Source organism: Aliiglaciecola sp. CAU 1673 (assembly GCF_029223185.1).
Classification (GTDB): domain Bacteria; phylum Pseudomonadota; class Gammaproteobacteria; order Enterobacterales; family Alteromonadaceae; genus Bowmanella.
In genome coordinates this window covers 82,789-100,302 of the sequence record NZ_JARHUG010000003.1, presented here as the reverse complement: position 1 = coordinate 100,302, position 17,514 = coordinate 82,789, and the positions used below count along the sequence as shown (strand labels likewise).

Below are 17,514 nucleotides of genomic sequence, written 5' to 3'. Positions count from 1 at the left end.
CTATTGGTCCTTAGCTTGGGTTGAGATCTGGAGCACAGACTGCGCAGGATCCAGATAAATAGCCTGCCAGTCATAAGGCGAGACCCGTTTGACGGCGCCATCGCTGCCCGTGGCCACTTGTCTGGGGCTGGTGCTTGCGCCTGAGGCATCAAAGAAGCCGTCCGGATTGATGCGTACCTGGCTGTGCATTACGCCTTTGACCTGCTCAATGACCTTAAACAGATCGCTGCGATACAAGGGTTTGCCAAGGCGCACCTGTTTAAGGCTAAAGGCCTGCTCAAGGGCAGCTTGTACATCCTGGCTGACCACCTCCATGGCGAAAGCCTGGGTATCCACCGTGACATCGATTACCAGATCCAGAATCAGCGAGTCAAAGCTCACTACCTCTACCTGCACTCCGGGCAGGGCGTGGGCGCTAAGATAATCAGAAAGATTCGCGGCCAGGCTGCCAAGCTCCCCACCACCGGCCGGGATCACCGCCACCTGGATTTTCTGGGTACCGCGATTGCCGGGTAGCAGGGCCATGGCCCTGGCTTGCCAGATACCGCTATAGCCCATGGCCAGATGGGTGAAATCTGAGAGGGACACCGCACGCTCCAGCGATAGCAGCGTGGCAGGCGCTTGCTCGCGCATACTCCTGACCCCTTCCATATCGTTGCCACCGCTTGCGGCAAGGGGCTGCAACAAGCTTTCGATATAGGCATGGGGTTTAACTGCCTTGACCAGACTGCCGGCGGGCAGATTGGCGCTAAGTCCGGCGCCCACACGATAGCTGGCCTTGAGGTTATTGTTGCCGGAGGGTAAGCGGCGGCCATGGACGCCATCGCCAAATTCCACCCACAAACTGCCGTCTTCCTGCATGCGTACCTGAAAATGATGATCGGTGGCACTGGATGCCGAGAGACTGGGTACCTGCTGCCAGCGGCGGCCTTCCACCTCAACATCCAGATCGCAGCGCACACCATTGCTGAAGTTCTGATCGGCGATAAAGCTGACCGGCACAGCTTTGATATGAAAACGCTGCGCGGATTGTGTGGCATCGCCCGAGCCCAGCACTTTTTGTGCTTCACGCTCGCCATGGCCGGCGCTGACTACATTGGCAAATAGTTTGGTGTGATAGCGGGTGAAATCAGCTGAATCGCCGCTTGCAGACAGTTCGCTGCCTGGGATAGGCGGGGCAATTTTAAGCCGCTGATTCAGCTCATCGGCTTCTTCCACTACCACTTCGATGGCGCTGCTTTTCCCCTGCACAATCAGCTTGCGCCCGGCGCAGAGGATCTCTGGCCACTCGGTAAGCGTCAGGGGCACATAACAATGGCTGTCACTGCGATAAGCGGCTTGGGTTAAAAATACCGGATCAAGGTTCTGATCATATTCAAGGGGGCGCAGAGTTTGTGAAAACGCCCCGCGAAGCAGTGACACCGTTGAGAAGGTGCCATCAAGTGTCAGGGTGGTGCTCTGCTCGCCTTCTTCTTTTTGCAACAATCTGGCGCATTCATAGCCTTTCTCGCTTTCTACCAACAGCCAATCGTTGGTGTTGAGATCCTTGGCTTTGCCGTCGATTTCCAGCGCCTGCACATTGGCGCTTTGCACGATAGCAGCCACCTCGGGCGAGGTATCGGCATCGGCTTTGGGCAGGTAATAAACCAGTGAATAGGTATTGCCATCCTTGTAGGTATAAGGATTGTCCGCAGGAATACTGAAGCTGTTTATTTTATTCAGGGTCGGACCAAACAGCGCCCAGGTTTCACGATAATCGGTGGTGGGCAGGATCACCCGGCGTACGTCATCGCCATCCACCTGCAGATCCTGCGCTTCACTAAAAGCCGCCTGATACAACGGTGTGCCCGTTGCCGGTGGCGTGGAAGAGAGCCTGATACGATTGCCCTGCACCTGCTCTACTCTGGCAGCCTGCCAACTGCTGCCTTGGGTCCACATCACCACCATATGGGTATTAAGACCATGGCCCTGCCCAAGCGCCACCACATTCTGACCACGTAATAGCGGTGCCTGCTTGAATTCTGGGGTTAGCAGCAGGCTCACCTGGTGGCGCTTAAAGCTGCCCGGAAAGCCTGGCGGCCGGTTTTTGCCTTCAAGGCTTAAGCTGGTGTCGGTGACCGCGGTGACTTTAACCGCCATGGCAACACTGCTTTGCCCCTGGCTCACCCTAAGGATACCCATCTCGCCCACTGAGATGTCCTGTGCCTCGGTCAAAGGGAACAAGAGTCTGTTATTAGCATCCAGCGTCACTATCACCTGGGACTTATCCCAGTCCCTGGCTTTGATGACGTTAAGACGATCATCGATATCCAGGTCTTCGAGGGTTTCAAACACCGAGGGCGCGCTGCCATCTTCCGGTTTATCCTTACAGGCAAAGCCGGCTTTGACTTGCCCGCGTTTGCCGGTTTTGGCTAGCAGCGCCAGGCTGGTTTGTGCCGACGCCGGTGGTGCCGGATGGTAGTCCAGCATTTCCACCAGCGAACGCACATTGGCCCATTGGGTGGCGGTACCGAGGTAGCTTTCATTGGCGTAGGCGTCCAGATATTCGCCCAGAATATGCAGGCTGCGGGCATGAGTACGTAAAATTTCCCAGCCATAATCCCGACGCTTGTCCTGGTACTGCTTTAACAAACGGGCCTGGCGTTCTGACAGGCTTTCGGGATCTGGCGTATCGACCTCAAGCTCATTCCACAGCAGCTTTCCGCCTTCGGTAAATTGCTTGGCCATAGCCTCACGCAGTACTTCCAGATAAGTGACGGCGTTGCCATCCACATAGCGAAAACGCTTCAGGCCGGCGCGATTCCAGCGGGTGAGATCAGATTTTTGCGTACTCATCCGCGCTGTCCTCCATGCAGGGTGATGCGCAAAATGCCACGCGCCGGTATCGACTTGTTGTTGTCGCAAACAGCAATTTCCAGACCCTGAAGACGGATGTGGCCACCATCGGCGGCATCGGCGTAGCGTTTGCCTACCCTTTTAAAGCGGTTAAGGCAAACCGCCTCCACCCCATCCAGCGCCGTGACCACCTCAATCACATCACTGGCATGCAAATCTTCACCAAAGGCCAGGCGTCCTGGAGCAAAAAAGCCTTGTACCCCGGCACCCAAAACCTCGGTGATGGCATCTTCTATCTCGGATTGAAAATAATGCGGGCCGATGCGCACCGATAAAGAGATATTGATCCCCACCCACACCGCATCCTGTAAAAACACTTCCTGAGCGGCCATGCGATAGGCCTCGATAAAGGGGCGAAGCAATAAGCGGGCACTGGTTTGCGCGCCCCAAAGTGGCGGCGGTAACTGCAACCTTTGATGAAAATCATGCACCTCTTGCGTGAGTTTCTGCAAACGCTTGGCACCGCCAACTGCATCGGTATCCAGGGGAGTATCCAATGCCACATTGTTGACCAGCACCACCACCACACAAAGGCTGGTCCAGGCACCGCTCCATTGGCTGAAGGCATGGGCCCGCAGCACCAGCGGATGCTTTTCCAGCTGCATGGCATAGTCTGCTGTGCTGACCATGCGCTTTTGCTGATGAATAGCCGCGGGACCAGCTTCCCGGGCCTGCTCCATCGCCTGCGGATAGCGATACCAATAGCGTTCCAACGCATTACCACACGCGCGCTTGGCAAAATTCGGCGCATTGTCGAGAAACTGCTGCACCGCATCTAAAGCATTGAGTGGCGCGCCAGTTGGCGAGAGCAAAAAGGCCTGAAAGGCGGTCAGCTGTGCCGGCGTCAATTCATCGAGCGCCTGCTCATAGTCAGCGGCATAGGCCAGTAAATAGGGATGAAAGGCTGACAGGCGGCTGCGCTTTTCATCATTATCTTCGCCAAGGGCAGCGCGGGCGCTGGGAATAGCCGCCTCGTCAGACGCCTGGCTTGGCGCATCATAGCCAATCATGGAAAGCAGTCGTCTTACCGACTCCGGGCGCCTGGCACTTTGCAAAAAGGCTTCACCATGGACCCGATCCAGCATATCCGAGAGCTGATCAAGGGCCACTGACAGGGTTTCCACCAGCACCACTTCCATATCAGCCGGTGTCCAGCGCCGGCGCTCGGGAAAGCGTGCGGCCAGCTCTTCGAGCATAAACAATCGAAAACCGTCGTAATCACGCACCAGATAATCAAAGTCTTCCCCAACCGCTGGCAAGGCTGGCGGCAGGCTCACCTTGCGATGTCCGCAGTCGGCGCAGGATTTGGCAAAGATCAGCTTGGGGACGGGTTGCTCAGCCATCTAATCGCCTCCCACCGCAAATTGCAGCCGTTCGGTGTGATTGATGGTGGCCAGGCGATAGGCGATATCGATAAGCAACTTGTCACCTTCGCCCTGCACCTGGATATCCAGACTGGCAGGCTCCACTTCGCCAGCCAGCGCTTCACTTAAGGACGCCAACAGGCGTTTCTTACTTAGCTCCCACAACCCCTGGCTGTTGGGCTCAAACACCAGGGCCCTGACACCTAAACCAAACCCGGGGCGATACCAACGTTCGCCGGGATTGGTAAACAGCACCTGCTCAATCTGCTCACGCACATGGGCACTTCTGTCGCTAACAGTTGCGCCCTTTGCCGTGATGGTGAGTGGAAAGCGCATAAAATCCGTATTATTGAGCCTGCTGGTCATGGTTGCTCCTACAAGGCCTTGGTCTTGGTGGTCAGTACCACCGGTGTCAGTGGCGGAATAGGCGGCCCGGTCGGGGAGCCCGGCATGGTACATACATGCATATGGCTGTTAAACATGGACAAGAAAGTCTGCGCCTTAATAAGAGGTTCGCCGCCAGGTCCGCCGATATCCACCATGGCCCCCTTGATCACCACTTTGGTGCCCTCCACTTCGATGCCGCTTGCGCTCATCACCACCTTATTGCCATTGGCGTCCTTAATCTCGGTACCGCTTCTGTCCATCTTCAGGCGATTACCGTTGGCATCTTCAAGCACGATTTCGTTACTTTCGGCATCCAGGGTCAGGGTATTGCCGGCGGCATCTTCTGTTTTTACCGTCCCCTGAGGGTCGATGGTCATCTCGGTACCGGCCGGATGAGCCAGGCGAAACTGTTCCTCCCCGCTGGCGTCATCAAATTGCAGTACATGGCCTGAGGGCGTTCGGATAATACGGGTGGTGGGCTCATCCAGCGCGGCTTCTTCGGGGATATCACTTTCCTGCTGCCAGAACACCCCAACCCAAATGGGGTGGTCCACATTACCCTCCTCAAACTCCACCCAGACCTGGGCCTCTATTTCGGGGATCATAAACAATCCCTGATTAGTCAGGCCGCCGAAGGGCAGACAGGGTAAAGCCCAACCGCTGTCCTGCTGGCCCAGCACCGAGGGCACAACCACCTTCAGGCGTCCGCGTCTTTCAGGATCCTGGTTATCCACCACAAATCCCCGGTATTTTCCGTAATAGCGCCGGGTCTGCTCCTCGGCGAGGCGTTGTAAAAGCGGGTCCATCACAGCACTCCCGCCAGTGGATTGGTCCCTTGCCCACCATCATCACCATAAGCATTACGTTGCAAACGGAAACTAGTCCTGTAACCACTGACATCAAAGCGGTGGGTGGCGGCATCCACATAGTAAGTACCGCCATAACGGTCGCCGACCCCATCCACCAGCACCGGCTCACCAATGCGCAGCACATGGCCATAGAGGCTGCCGTCGAGCTCGCCCTCGGCTTTGATTTTCATGGATTGCTCGTTGGCCATTTGCTGGGCGATGGCCTGCATCTGGGTATCATCGGCCACGCCCTGGCGCTGCGGCCGCCAGACAAAATTGTTCAAGCCTGCACTGCTGCTGTCCGCCGGTATATTGCCAAGGGGGGGTAAGTCAGGACTGATCTCAACCGGCTCACTCTGACTGCCGGTTTCAGCCGCCACCTGATAAGCCACCTTGTCCGGCATATGCCCATCATCCTGAATGGAGAAGCTGATGCAGTTGGTATCCGGTCCGGCATAGACTTTGATGGTGGCCTGAGCCTCGACATCCAGGCGTCTTGGCCCGAAATGCAGCTTTCCTTCATGAAACAGGATCTCGAAGCCATTAGCCTTGGCTCGTTTTTGCAAGAATTTTATATCGGTGCTGTTTTGTAGCAGATCCTGCACCGTCTGCCCCTCGCCTGCTCCTTCCATCATGCCCAGGTTATGATCGCCGGCAATCTCCTGAGCAATGGCGCCGTCAGTGGTAGGCGCATCCTCACCCCAGCGTTTTTCCACATGCTCCCGGTCGAGCAGTAACGAATGATCCTGGCAGGTCACCGTGACCCTGGCGGTACCTTTTTCGGCGGGATAATCGGCTTTCACTTCGCGGATATAGCCGCGCATTACCTCTTCACTTTCCTCGCCAAATACCGCCTCTATCTTGACCGCCACCCAGGGTTTTACCCTGTTATCGTCCTGTACTGTCCACAGGCCGTCTTCCAAGCGCCGGGTTTCCAGAATCAGGGTGGCCACGGTGGCACTTTCCCGCTCAGCCTCCACCACCACTTCCACCAAGGCAGGATAAAGATCGCTGATCTCCTGATCGTCCAGCTTGACCACACACTCGGCCGGTTGCAGTCTCTTGTCAGTGAATAAATCCAGCAGCCCCATCAGCTACTCCTTGGCCTTGGGGATCAAGATAGCGCTACCTTGCATCTCGGTACCAAGCATATTCGGCGCATAAACAAACTGGGGATTAGCATCGGCAATGCGCCACCACAGCCGATCCTGGTTGTAGTAATGAGTAGCCAGTTGATCCAGCCGGTTGCTCGATTCCACTTCATGCTCCACCACCGCGTTGCTGGGCCCGATAGTACGCGCCCGTAATCCCTGAAAGACGTTACTGCCATCCTCCAATGGACTGAAAAGCGGGGTATTCTGGTAACGGGATTTTTTGCTCAGCATCTCATTCTCCTTAAAAAGACGCGCTGAATGAGGCAGAAAAGGACACCGACACCGTACCAGCCAGATTCAGGGCTGCGCCTACCATCTGCCTGACCTGCTCTACCTGGTAGAAGGGGTTATTGCCCTCAATCACCTGAAAACTTAAGGTCACATTGGCCCGATATGGCACAAGATGCGGCAGATGAGCCACTTCCTCCACCTGCACACTGGTTAAAAACACCGGCAGCACATGGGTCCCCCAAACCAGCAGCAAAACAGAAGGATGCTGGTCACGCTCAAAGGCCTTGCTGCCGCCCAAACCCAGACTGGAGAGCATCTGCATGCCACCCGGCCCCTGGGATTTGGGCTCTACCATGGAGCGCAGGGTGTCCAGTTCCGGTTCGATGCCGAATAAGGAAGCGGTGGTGTGACCGGGCGAGCCCGGATCGCTCATCCTGTCGGTGGCATCAATCAGGATGCTCATATTGAATTTTTCCGGCTCGACGGTGACCCCCTGTGCGACCCTGGCGGTTTCATTGGGTAACATAAAGTCATAGCCGCCACGGGTGCCGGGCGCATTGCCGGTCACTATATTGATGGAGCGGGTACGCGAGAGGGTCTGTGGATTAAACTCAAACTGCAGCACCAGCGGCGGTAGTGACAAACCGTATTCAATCAATATCCCCCGGGTAAGATTAATCAGCGCCATGGCCGCCCCCTTTTGTTGATTGTGCTAGCTGAGTAAAGATGGCTTCGGCAATACGCCTGACCAGCAGATGATCCGGCTCGCCAGCGCTGTGATTTATGGGCGGAATATCCAGGTGCTTAAGATGTCCGCCGGACAGGCTCTGCCTGGACGATAACGCAGCCAGTTGCGTGCCCAATTGACGGGCAATGCGATCGGCCCTTGGTCCAAGCTCTGGTGGTAGCTGCAGATTCAGCTTGTTAATATGCCACTGACTCATAGTGCCTCCTCATGCAATAGCACGGCATCGGGCAAATGGGCGGCTAATGGTCCCAGGGCCTGCCGCTTAAGCTGCGCCTGGTCTTTGCAAAGTTCGCGGTAGGTGGCGGTGGCGATATGCTCAAGGTTGATCGCTTCATCCGACTCGGCAGCGAGATAGGCTGCATGTAAGGCGGCATTGCGGATGTTGCCGCCGGTCAGATTAACGGCCTTGGCCACAAAGGTGAGATCCAGGAACGGATCTAGCGGCGCTTTTGGAGGCAACATGATGCGCCATAAACGTTCGCGGGCGTTGGCATCAGGGCGGGGAAACTCCACCACCAGTTGAAAACGCCGGGCGAAGGCTTTGTCGATTTGCTGACGAAGGTTGGTAGTCAGGATACACGGGCCACGATGGTCCTCAATGCGGGCCAGCAAATAACTGACTTCCATATTGGCATAACGGTCCCGGGCTTCTTTGATGTCGCCGCGCTTACTCATCAGCGCGTCCACTTCATCAAACTGCAACACCATTTCCCGACCATGGGCAGCATCAAACAGACGGCCGATATTTTTTTCCGTCTCACCGATGTATTTACTCACCAGTCGTGCCAGATCAACGCGGTACAACGGCCAGCCCAATTCACTGGCAATCACCGCCGCGGCAAAGGTTTTTCCGGTACCAGAGGGGCCACTGAAAAGGGCCACAGGACCACCAAGCTCATGGCCGCCCCACTCTTCCACCACCCGATTTCGAAAGCGCAGCCAAAGCAGAAACTCGCGCAGAGCACGCTCGCGAGCCTCTGGCAGAACCAATTCCTTCCAGCTGACCTGCTTTTTGACCAGGTAGGCACCGGGTAGCGCCTGCTCCGACATGGGCAGGCCCAAAAGCTCGGTCAGCAGCATAGGTCCAGGCTTTAGTGGGGCATACAGACTCTGACTGTCAACTTGCAGCAGTTGCGCACTTGCAAGCTGTGGAAGCAGCAGACGCAGACGATGCACGTCGTACTCATCCAGCGCCAGAAGAGGTTGCATCAGCGCCAGACTGATATGCGGGCCGCTTTCATTGCCTTGCAACTGCTGATACAGCCAGCCTATGGCCGGTTGCGCCTCACTGGCCAGGATGCAAACCAGAGCATCGGTACCAAGATCATCAAGCTGAAGAGTCAACTTGGCCCAGGGGTTTTGCAAAGACTGCCGAAGCACCATGACCCTGGCATGCAGTTCTTTAAGTTGAGTCAGAAGCGCCTCATCCGGCGTCTTTCCTTCACGACTCGCCAGCAGGCAGCGACAAAGCACCTCGATTCGCTGCCATTCATCCGCAAGGCCTCTGTGAATAAGGGGTTCGATGGCTGCGCTCATCTCACACCACCCTGTACAAACTGATAAGAAGCGGATTACTGCGCAGCACCTGCACAGACTGCCTGGGCAGATTGACACTACGCCTTGCGTACAGCATGCCTTGGGCGGCGCTTTCACCAGCAGGAATGGCTACCGGTAGCCCGGGTAAGACAAAAGGAAATTGGTTGGGGATAGCCGCTGGAATGGCATCGGGGGTTAGCGCTTGCGAAAATGCATTGGCATTGATTGGCGCGCCAGTCTCCCGCCAGCCCTGACTGGCGTCCCAGATTTCCCACACCAGCTCCATGACTTCACCGGGGTCGCCGGCAATCCATAGTTGCGGAATGAAGGCAGCGAATTCGGCGCCGTCCACATCAAAACTGAGACTTTGCTGACAACTATCGTTGTTTATCCAGCAGATCCTTGGCACCCATAAGGGATTGTCGATATTGACCTGCTGAGCGGCTATTACAGGCCCCGACACACTGCCGTCAAAGGATGCATAACGCCCCGCCTTATTGGCAAAGGACTGTGGCCCGATAGCGCCAACCTTGGGTGGGTCCGTGCCAAGTACCGAAGGCATAATGGGGGTTAATGCCAGCTCGTACATCACCGAAGGCCGGTATGCAGTGTCATGTTGGATAGACCAGATTTGATTGATCTGATCTTCACTAATAGGACTTAGCAGCACCTGTAAACGCACCTGCTGCCCACCCACATTGGTAGCCGATAAGATGGGTTGTTCATGAAACAGCCGCATCACCTCTCCTAGCAGGCGAAGATCATTCTCACCGGCGCTGATATTATCCTCATCAATACCAAAGCCGGTGACCAGGCAATACAGGCGAATACGCCAGGGCTCATCAGGCCTTAAAGCGGATTGAAAGCCAGAGGGTTCGAAGCGATAGAAAAACAGGTTGATGCGGTGCTGCGCATTGTCAGCGGCCACCTCGGCAGGCGCTGCCAAACTGACGGTGATATTATTGGCCGCCGCATTCACGCCACTACGCACAAAGTCACCAACGGCGGTGCAGATAGTGGATAAGGAGGACTCCGGCAACGGCATCTACAGACTCCTTAACCAATGGCGACTGGTATCAACTTTTGATGCTGACGTTTGCCTTGCAGCGGGCTTGGCCGGACTTTGCACTATCACATTGACGGTATCGATTCTTAGTATGGGCTGGGCTGCAGAGGTCTGTACCATTGGTCGTGATACAGGGGATGCAGTCACCGGTGGACTCTGAGCAGGGGTAATAGGCACAGAAGTGGTCTCTGCCTTCGCTATCTTTGCAGATTCTTCCACCTTTTTTGCTTCAGTGTCTTTTTCCCTTGCTGACAGCGGTATTGCCGGCGACGCTTGGCTTTGTGCTACTCCATTCTCGTTATTTTGCTTATCAGCCCTGCTCTGGAAGTGTGGGATTTCCGTTTTATTTGAGGCCTGCTGGGAATCTGCAGGGAAATGCATTTGGGGCAGATTGCCATTTATTTGTGATGTTAAAGCCTTAATGGCGGGCACATTATCTTGACGCTGCATTGGCTGAGGAGCCTGGGCTTCCTCCGTCACTTGGACTAGCGGTTTATCTTTACCTGGATTTGGCGGTGCAGCGGGTAGATCGGATTGCTCAACGTCCTTCTGACGTATTTGCATTGTCCCCACTAACTCACTGGCAGCAGGTTCTTCTTTGGAGGGTGTTGGTTCCTGCTGGAATTTGTTAGCAATGACGTTGACCTCGGAAGGCAAGACGACTTCATGTACCAGAGGCTTCTGGGCAACCGATGTATTGGTTCTCTCAGTCGCTGCTGGTGCATTTTTGACAGGCACCGATATCGGCAAATCCGGCATATTCCCAATCGCCGCCGTGCTATCTGTCGGTACCTGCATAGAAGCGACTGCTGCTCCCGCTTGTCTTGAAGAGGAAGGGGTTAACTGCTGGCTGTCTTTAATAATGCGCTGAAAAAAGCCACTCATACTGGCGCTCCCATGGCAGACTGACTGCGCATGCCGCGGCTTTGATCGATAAGATTCAGATAGGTTTGCCGCCGGGCCCTGGGGAGTTTGAGAATAGTCGACTCGTCCCAGTGATATGCCAACGCGATGCTATGCACTTCGGTTAGCAGCGTCTGCCCTGCTCTTTGCAGGAAGCGGTTGGGGCTCACATCGATGCGATTCTCGGCTTCACAGTGGGGACAATGGGTAATGATCTCACTGCTGATCTCGGCCGCCATCTCTTCACAGACGGTTTCAATTTGCTGACGCTGTTCAGCAGATAAAGCCGATATGCTTAATGACGGCTCGCAGCCCACAAGGCGGGACAATAAAGTATCCAGCGCCCGTTCAGCGCTCAAGTGACTGATGGCATGCTGATCCTCTCCCGTAGGCACTCTGATGCTGACAGGATGCTTGCCCAGGCTAACTGTTTTTTGCGGATAGCCCTCTCCGGCTTCTTTCACCGGCAGTTGGGAATGACTAAAGGACAAATCAAAAGGCTCCTCGCAACACCGACAGGTGGCAGTGAGCCAGTGGGGGCCATCGTCTAACAGCTTGGCCAGTTGGCGCAGCAGGTATTGTCTGTCGCCTACGCTGAGGGCGCAGACCCGCGCCTTATTTACCTCTTCTCCACCTATGCTGGACAGGCTGTGGAATAACAGTTCCGTCACCCACTGAGGACTGCCGCTGACCCGCTGTCCGAGCTCCCTGACAAAAAGCTCCCAGTCACCGGTTAGCGGCACAAAACTGAAATCTTTGCGCAGTCTTCCTTCTGTGATCAGGCCGCCGGGCAACTCCATCGCCTGTCCCTAACTTTCAGTAGGCTCTGAAACGGCGGTATCGCGCTCCCAGCCCTCATGCTGCAAGGTAATGGTCTGGATCCCCACCGTATTCATAGTGGCTGCATCAAAGTCAGGCAAGGCCTGGTACTCTGACACCCAGGCACGATATAGCTTATAGGACATGGCGATAGTCCCTTGCAGGTTGAGCACATTCAGCACAATGTCTTTGCGGTAATTGACTAAAGACATGGCCGCATTACCCTGAATGTTGTTGACCAGATTGGCCCAGTTCTCAAACACCGGGTCGTGGGTCAGGCCCTGCTCGAGGGTAACGGCCTCGTAACTGGTACCACCGGGCATGACCCGCTCATGGGCCGGATCGCCGGCAGAGCGCCATTTGACCGCCTCGGTGCTTTTCTTCAGTACGCTCATTTTTTTCAGGCCCGCCACAGGCTGGCCGTCAATCACCACTTGAAACATAAAGGTGCGATAGGGGTCGCTACGATGAGCGTTAGCCGGAAATAAGGGGGCTGCCATAATCTCTCTCCTGATAGTTGTCGGTTGCTATTGCTGACCCACTTTTTGCTGGATGCGCACAATCACAAACTCAGCAGGTTTAAGCGGCGCAAAACCTACGATGACGATGACCTGACCACGATCGATATCGCCCTGGGTCATGGTGTCTCCCAAGCCACAGCGTACGAAGAAGGCATCACTGGCCTTCGCCCCCTGAAAGGCACCCGCCCGAAAAAGACCATTCATAAAGGCGCCGATATTGGCGCGCAGGGCGCCCCATAGGGGATGATCATTGGGCTCAAATACCGCCCACTGGATGCCGTTGTAGATGCTCTGCTCAATAAAAATCGCGGTGCGCCTAACCGGCACATAGCGCCATTCGGGATCGGCTTTGGTGGCCAGAGTCCTTGCGCCCCAAATAACTGAGCCGAAACTAGGCAACTTGCGAAAACAATTGATACCCAGAGGATTAAGCTGATCCTGCTCGAGATCTTCCACTTCGAAGGCCAGGCCTGCAGCGGCAGTTAACTGAGCTTCGACCCCGGCAGGGGCCTTCCAAACGCCGCGCTTACCATCAATTTTGGTCCACATGCCGGCGGCAAATGCAGAAGGCGGCACTAACACCGTTTTTGCCGCAGTAGGATTGAGATCCACGTTATACAAAGGATTAGCCATGCTCACCCAGGGATAATAGAGCGCGGTATAGGTTGAGGTGGGCAGCGCCATGGTGGTAACGGTCGCCGCCTGCGCCAATTCCAGATTGGCAGGCGGGTCAATAATCAGTACCCGGCTTTTGGTGGCTTCACAATGCGCGCGGGTAGCGCTGATAGCGGCATTGCCGGAACCATCGGCCGCCCATTGCTGACCAGGCAGCACCATGATGCTGACATCGCGCACCTTACGCAGAATGTTGTTATAGAAACTGGTGTAATCGTTGGCACCAAGGGCGGCACCATCATTGCCGGCGGTATCCCCGGTGAGGGCTTCGCCGTTAGGATTGCCATCCCCGTCCACCGAAGGCGTATCTGTGACCGCCTCGTTGCCAGGCGCATTGACCGACACATTGATCAAACCGGACACACCATTAATCTGAAGCTCCGCGAAGTTTTCATCTGAGCTGTCCATGGACAGTCCAACAAAGCTCTCCTTCGCATCGAAGATGCCGTCGCTGTCGCGAAGCCCCACAGACAAGTCAAAGGTTCTGGCGGCAATATCGGCATTGCTGATCAGGATAAAATATTGATTGGCCCAGGTCCCCGGACTACTGGCTGTCACCGTCAGCAGATCTGTAGCTGCGCCACCGCCACCATCATCGCCATCGAAGGTGGCTTCGGCTGCGGCATGTCCCGCCCCAGCCAGACGACAGATATAAGCAGCCTTGCCGCCATTTAGGTAGAACGCCATTACCGCCAGGCCCATAGCATCTTGCTCACTGGCAATATTGCCGAAGGTCTGCACATAGTCCTCAAATTTGCCAACCAATATTGGCGCCCCCACCGGTCCGCGATTGGCAGCACCGACGAAAGCGGCCACGGATGTGGCTACTCCCTCTATGGGTTTAGAGCCGCTGGGAATTTCTTCGATATAAACGCCGGGGTGTAAATAGCTGGGCATATGTCTTCTCCTGGTAGCATGTCTTCACAATGACTGCTGGCCCATCCAAACAAGCGTCATTGCTATTGGTACTGCTTTGAATTGCCAGGCTTAGTGGCGCTGTATATGGCCGTGCCGTCGGCAACGATACGTTTGTCCAGATAACCTTTTGCACAGAGCTCATCCAACGCTCTCTGCACCTGTTCCAACCCCAACTTGTATCGCTCCCTGAGCAACCACCACTGCACGACACCCTCGACTGAATCTGCGCAATCGGGGTGACGCTGGATGTAGCGAAGAATTTCCCAGGCCACATCGGCCCCGGCATCCTGATCGGAAGCCCTGTTAGTAGGAAGATCGCTGTTGGGTTTGAGCTTGTTCACAGCGCTTGTACAGCAAGCAATGCGCCAACCCGCAGAAACGTGCCAACTCATTGAAATAGAATGAAAAATGTTTTCAGAAAGAAACGAAACGGGTCAGAAATACCCGGCAGTTATTACTCGGAGAATAAAAAACGCCCCAATGGAGGCGTTTTAGCTTGGGTTAACAATACCCGGGGCTGGGTCGGTTAAACCCAGGGCCGATTAAACTGACATGGATTTACTTAAGGGCGTCTGCGACTGGCTCAGTCTCAGACTCAAGCTCCATCAATTCATCGAGATCCAATTCAAAGGGATTGAGCAGATCTTTGACTCCCCAGAATTCCAGTTTTTTCTGCCAATCCGCATCTTCACGCAACATGCGGATAAAGCGGTTAAAAAGTGGTAATAATTTGGCATTGTCGGCACTAAGCAATACATGGCGGGTATAGGCATCATGAGGAGCCTGGGCGACGTGTAAATTATCTGGCATCACATTATAAGCCTGCCAATAGAGTAAGCTGGAACGCGGCATCACAAAGGTCTCCACTTTGCCCTTTTGAAGCAGCGAAAGACTGTGTTCATCTGAATCGGTGTCCACGCGCATGACTTTTCCTGCGTTAACCAGTTCATTGACGCCTTTATAGTAAAAGCCTTTGCGTGCCCCTATGGTTTTGCCTATCAGATTCTCCGGCTCACGATAACGCACGGGGGCATCATTGCGACTTATCCACACATCGGCATCCCAAAATACGGAATCACTGGCTTGTAAATCGGGATCGCGGAATTGAAACCATAAGGGGTTGGCCCACAGAATTAGGAACGGCTGCTCGCTTTCAACGATGGCATTTAGCGCAGGACGCTCAATATTGACCAGCTCCAGTTTCACTTCTTGCTGCCAATTATTAAACGCCGCCACCCAGGCTCGACTGAGGTCCAAAGATTCTTCTGGCATATAAAAGGGAGCAACGGCGTGATAGGAATACACCCTCTGCGGCTTAGGTGCGGAAAATGCCATAGCTGAAACAAATAGCATAAACATTGGCAACAGGTTTAGAGTCGGCAAAACCAAAAAATCCAAGCCATATTTCTATCATTACACAGTAGCGCGACAGAGCACTTGCGAGCAAGTCGGTTGGTGACAAAATCCGGGGATCTTTTAGCCCAGGCTAGATCTAAGTCAATAATCATCCTTCTGCAATCTGTTTAAATAGTATACGGCGCACTAAAGTTTAAAGATGTCCCATTAGCGGTGTTCCGGCAGGCTAATTTCAGCTTACTGAAATAGTGGCCTTTGGTTGCATAACCATCAGGAAAACAGCATGTATTCAAAGACCGATACGTCCAATGCGGCGCAAGCCAAGACCCTGGCGGCAAGCACTCCTTCCGGGAAGAATTCAACTGTCAGCATTCCGCTTTGTAAAAACATGCTTGAAGCCCTGCCTGATGCCACCATGGTAGTGGATCATCAAGGGCAGATTGTCATGTTCAATAGCCAGATTTCCGACTTATTTGGGTACACCAAAGAAGAATTAATTGGCCAGGGTGTCAGTATGTTGGTACCGGTAAGTGCCAGAAATGAGCACGGAAAATATGTTGCTGAGTATTTAAAAGACCCGGTAAGGCGCAATATGGGCAATCTGATGTCGCTTTCGGGACGTCATAAAGATGGCCGTTTGATCCCGGTGGATATAATGCTCAGCCCTTTTGAGTTCGAGGACAAGCCATGGGTAATATGCTCCATCCGCGATATGACCACCTTCCGGCAAACCCAGGAAGCCTTAACCCAGGCCCTCAGCAGAGAAAAATTGCTGGCCCGTATTGATTCACTGACCGGTGTAGGCAACCGGCGTGCCTTTCATGAGGCGGCCAAACATGAGATCGAACGTTCTGAGCGCTATCAGCGTCCTTTCACCGCGGTATATATGGATGTGGACAATTTTAAGCAGGTAAACGACGAATTTGGTCACGATTGTGGTGACCGCCTGTTACAAAGAGTGACCAGTATTACCCAACTCTGTTTACGCCAGACCGATTTTCTGGCCCGATTAGGAGGAGACGAGTTCGGCATCTTGCTGCCGGAAACCAATCTCGAAGAGGCACGCAAGGTGATTGACCGTATTCGCCAGGAACTCCTTAGGGAAATGCGCCAATACGATTGGCAGGTTACTTTCAGTATTGGCGTGTTGGTATGCACCAGTTGTCCTGAAACCGTGGATGAGATGCTAAAGCGTGTGGATGAGTTGATGTACGGCGTGAAGCGCAGTGGAAAAGATGCCGTGCACTATGCCGAATTTGAGTCAGAGTAAGCGCAGATCCTCTTCGCGAAATAGTGTTTTTGCCGGTTGCGTTTCAAACTGTTTTAGTAGCGGCTTAAACACTGGCGTATCGACCAGGGTATCCAAAGACTCGACGACATCTTCCAAGTTATCGTCTTTTATTCTGCAACATTGTTGGTAGGTTCGCATTACCTCGACCAAGTTCTTTCCTTGAGCTTGCAAACGCTTATCCGCCAGCACAAAAAACCAGGCGCCCCCCCAATAGGCGCCAGGATAATTGCGATTTTCCATCAAGCGTCTGGCCACAGCAGCAGCGCTGTGTTCACTTTGATAATTAGCCCAATGTGGCGTGATCTTGCGAATGTAACCTTGCATCGGCGCCCCTTCCAGCACGCCAGCGTTATCCATCACCTGATACTGCATAAAACTGGCAAAGCCTTCGGCAAACCAGGAATGCCAACTGCCCAGATACGGTAGGGCCAGATGGCTTAATTCATGATAAAGAGTCCAATCATTTACAAAATGATCCAGGGGAAATCGCTGATCCACATAAAGATGTACACTTTGCTTGTCCTCACGCCAGGTGTTGGCCCAGGGTACCGGCTGATTAGAGCGCTTTGGATAAAGCTGAAGGTAAATGGGAAAGGGATAGCCGCCGAAAGTATTAGTGGTAGCCTCCACGCCCTTGTCTATCCAGGCTTTGAGCTTTTGCTGTTCGGTCTTTTCAAATTGCGACAATCCCTGAATGTGGTAAGCGAACACCGTTACAGGTAATCCCTGGCAAATCACCATAAGACAAAAGCAGACAAACCAGCGATGTGACATAAGTGCACCTCCAATGAGGCTATTGCAG

The 17,514-nt window shown here is 54.3% G+C and carries 18 protein-coding genes; 1 reads left to right on the top strand and 17 read right to left on the bottom strand.

Features of this window, described 5'->3' with window-relative positions; translation table 11 throughout:
* The 16 genes from P2G88_RS03755 to P2G88_RS03680 all read right to left on the bottom strand — a co-directional run bounded on the left by P2G88_RS03755 (position 1) and on the right by P2G88_RS03680 (position 15,400).
* Positions 1-2,835, bottom strand: coding sequence for a hypothetical protein (locus tag P2G88_RS03755; RefSeq protein WP_275794351.1), 2,835 nt, complete (start codon positions 2,833-2,835; stop codon positions 1-3).
* Positions 2,832-4,238 carry a hypothetical protein gene (locus tag P2G88_RS03750; RefSeq protein WP_275794349.1) on the bottom strand — a complete coding sequence of 469 codons (1,407 nt, stop codon included), beginning with the start codon at positions 4,236-4,238 and terminating at the stop codon, positions 2,832-2,834. The genes P2G88_RS03755 and P2G88_RS03750 overlap by 4 nt, the downstream gene beginning before the upstream one ends.
* On the bottom strand, positions 4,239-4,625 hold the full coding sequence (locus P2G88_RS03745) for a GPW/gp25 family protein (RefSeq protein WP_275794348.1): 387 nt from the start codon (positions 4,623-4,625) through the stop codon (positions 4,239-4,241). It abuts the gene before it with no gap.
* Between the two features lie 8 nt (positions 4,626-4,633).
* Entirely contained in the window at positions 4,634-5,452 is an 819-nt protein-coding gene (locus P2G88_RS03740) for a phage baseplate assembly protein V (protein ID WP_275794347.1), read from the bottom strand.
* Positions 5,452-6,585 (bottom strand): hypothetical protein, encoded by a 1,134-nt coding sequence (locus tag P2G88_RS03735; RefSeq protein WP_275794346.1) that lies wholly within the window; start codon positions 6,583-6,585, stop codon positions 5,452-5,454. Before P2G88_RS03735 ends, P2G88_RS03740 begins: the two co-directional genes overlap by 1 nt.
* A gap of 3 nt (positions 6,586-6,588) precedes the next feature.
* Positions 6,589-6,879 (bottom strand): hypothetical protein, encoded by a 291-nt coding sequence (locus P2G88_RS03730; protein ID WP_275794344.1) that lies wholly within the window; start codon positions 6,877-6,879, stop codon positions 6,589-6,591.
* Between the two features lie 10 nt (positions 6,880-6,889).
* A complete protein-coding gene (locus P2G88_RS03725; RefSeq protein WP_275794343.1) occupies positions 6,890-7,567 on the bottom strand; it encodes a hypothetical protein in 678 nt (225 codons plus the stop codon).
* Positions 7,554-7,823, bottom strand: a complete 270-nt coding sequence (locus P2G88_RS03720) for a hypothetical protein (protein ID WP_275794342.1) — start codon at positions 7,821-7,823, stop codon at positions 7,554-7,556. The genes P2G88_RS03725 and P2G88_RS03720 overlap by 14 nt, the downstream gene beginning before the upstream one ends.
* Entirely contained in the window at positions 7,820-9,163 is a 1,344-nt protein-coding gene (locus P2G88_RS03715; protein WP_275794341.1) for an ATP-binding protein, read from the bottom strand. Before P2G88_RS03715 ends, P2G88_RS03720 begins: the two co-directional genes overlap by 4 nt.
* Before the next feature lies 1 nt (position 9,164).
* On the bottom strand, positions 9,165-10,208 hold the full coding sequence (locus tag P2G88_RS03710; RefSeq protein ID WP_275794340.1) for a DUF4255 domain-containing protein: 1,044 nt from the start codon (positions 10,206-10,208) through the stop codon (positions 9,165-9,167).
* Positions 10,209-11,114, bottom strand: coding sequence for a hypothetical protein (locus tag P2G88_RS03705; protein WP_275794338.1), 906 nt, complete (start codon positions 11,112-11,114; stop codon positions 10,209-10,211).
* Positions 11,111-11,932 carry a hypothetical protein gene (locus tag P2G88_RS03700; RefSeq protein ID WP_275794337.1) on the bottom strand — a complete coding sequence of 274 codons (822 nt, stop codon included), beginning with the start codon at positions 11,930-11,932 and terminating at the stop codon, positions 11,111-11,113. The genes P2G88_RS03705 and P2G88_RS03700 overlap by 4 nt, the downstream gene beginning before the upstream one ends.
* Before the next feature lie 9 nt (positions 11,933-11,941).
* A complete protein-coding gene (locus P2G88_RS03695; RefSeq protein ID WP_275794336.1) occupies positions 11,942-12,451 on the bottom strand; it encodes a phage tail protein in 510 nt (169 codons plus the stop codon).
* Between the two features lie 27 nt (positions 12,452-12,478).
* Entirely contained in the window at positions 12,479-14,044 is a 1,566-nt protein-coding gene (locus P2G88_RS03690; protein WP_275794335.1) for a phage tail sheath subtilisin-like domain-containing protein, read from the bottom strand.
* 62 nt (positions 14,045-14,106) lie between these two features.
* Positions 14,107-14,406 (bottom strand): hypothetical protein, encoded by a 300-nt coding sequence (locus P2G88_RS03685; RefSeq protein WP_275794334.1) that lies wholly within the window; start codon positions 14,404-14,406, stop codon positions 14,107-14,109.
* Between the two features lie 217 nt (positions 14,407-14,623).
* A complete protein-coding gene (locus tag P2G88_RS03680) occupies positions 14,624-15,400 on the bottom strand; it encodes a transporter substrate-binding domain-containing protein (protein ID WP_275794333.1) in 777 nt (258 codons plus the stop codon).
* Between the two features lie 304 nt (positions 15,401-15,704).
* Between P2G88_RS03680 and P2G88_RS03675 the strand changes: the two genes are divergently transcribed.
* Positions 15,705-16,691, top strand: coding sequence for a sensor domain-containing diguanylate cyclase (locus P2G88_RS03675; RefSeq protein WP_275794332.1), 987 nt, complete (start codon positions 15,705-15,707; stop codon positions 16,689-16,691).
* On the opposite strand, the gene P2G88_RS03670 is transcribed toward P2G88_RS03675, so the two are convergent.
* Positions 16,683-17,486, bottom strand: coding sequence for a hypothetical protein (locus tag P2G88_RS03670; RefSeq protein WP_275794331.1), 804 nt, complete (start codon positions 17,484-17,486; stop codon positions 16,683-16,685). The two genes, P2G88_RS03675 and P2G88_RS03670, sit on opposite strands and share 9 nt — an antisense overlap.
* Positions 17,487-17,514: the final 28 nt, after the last annotated feature.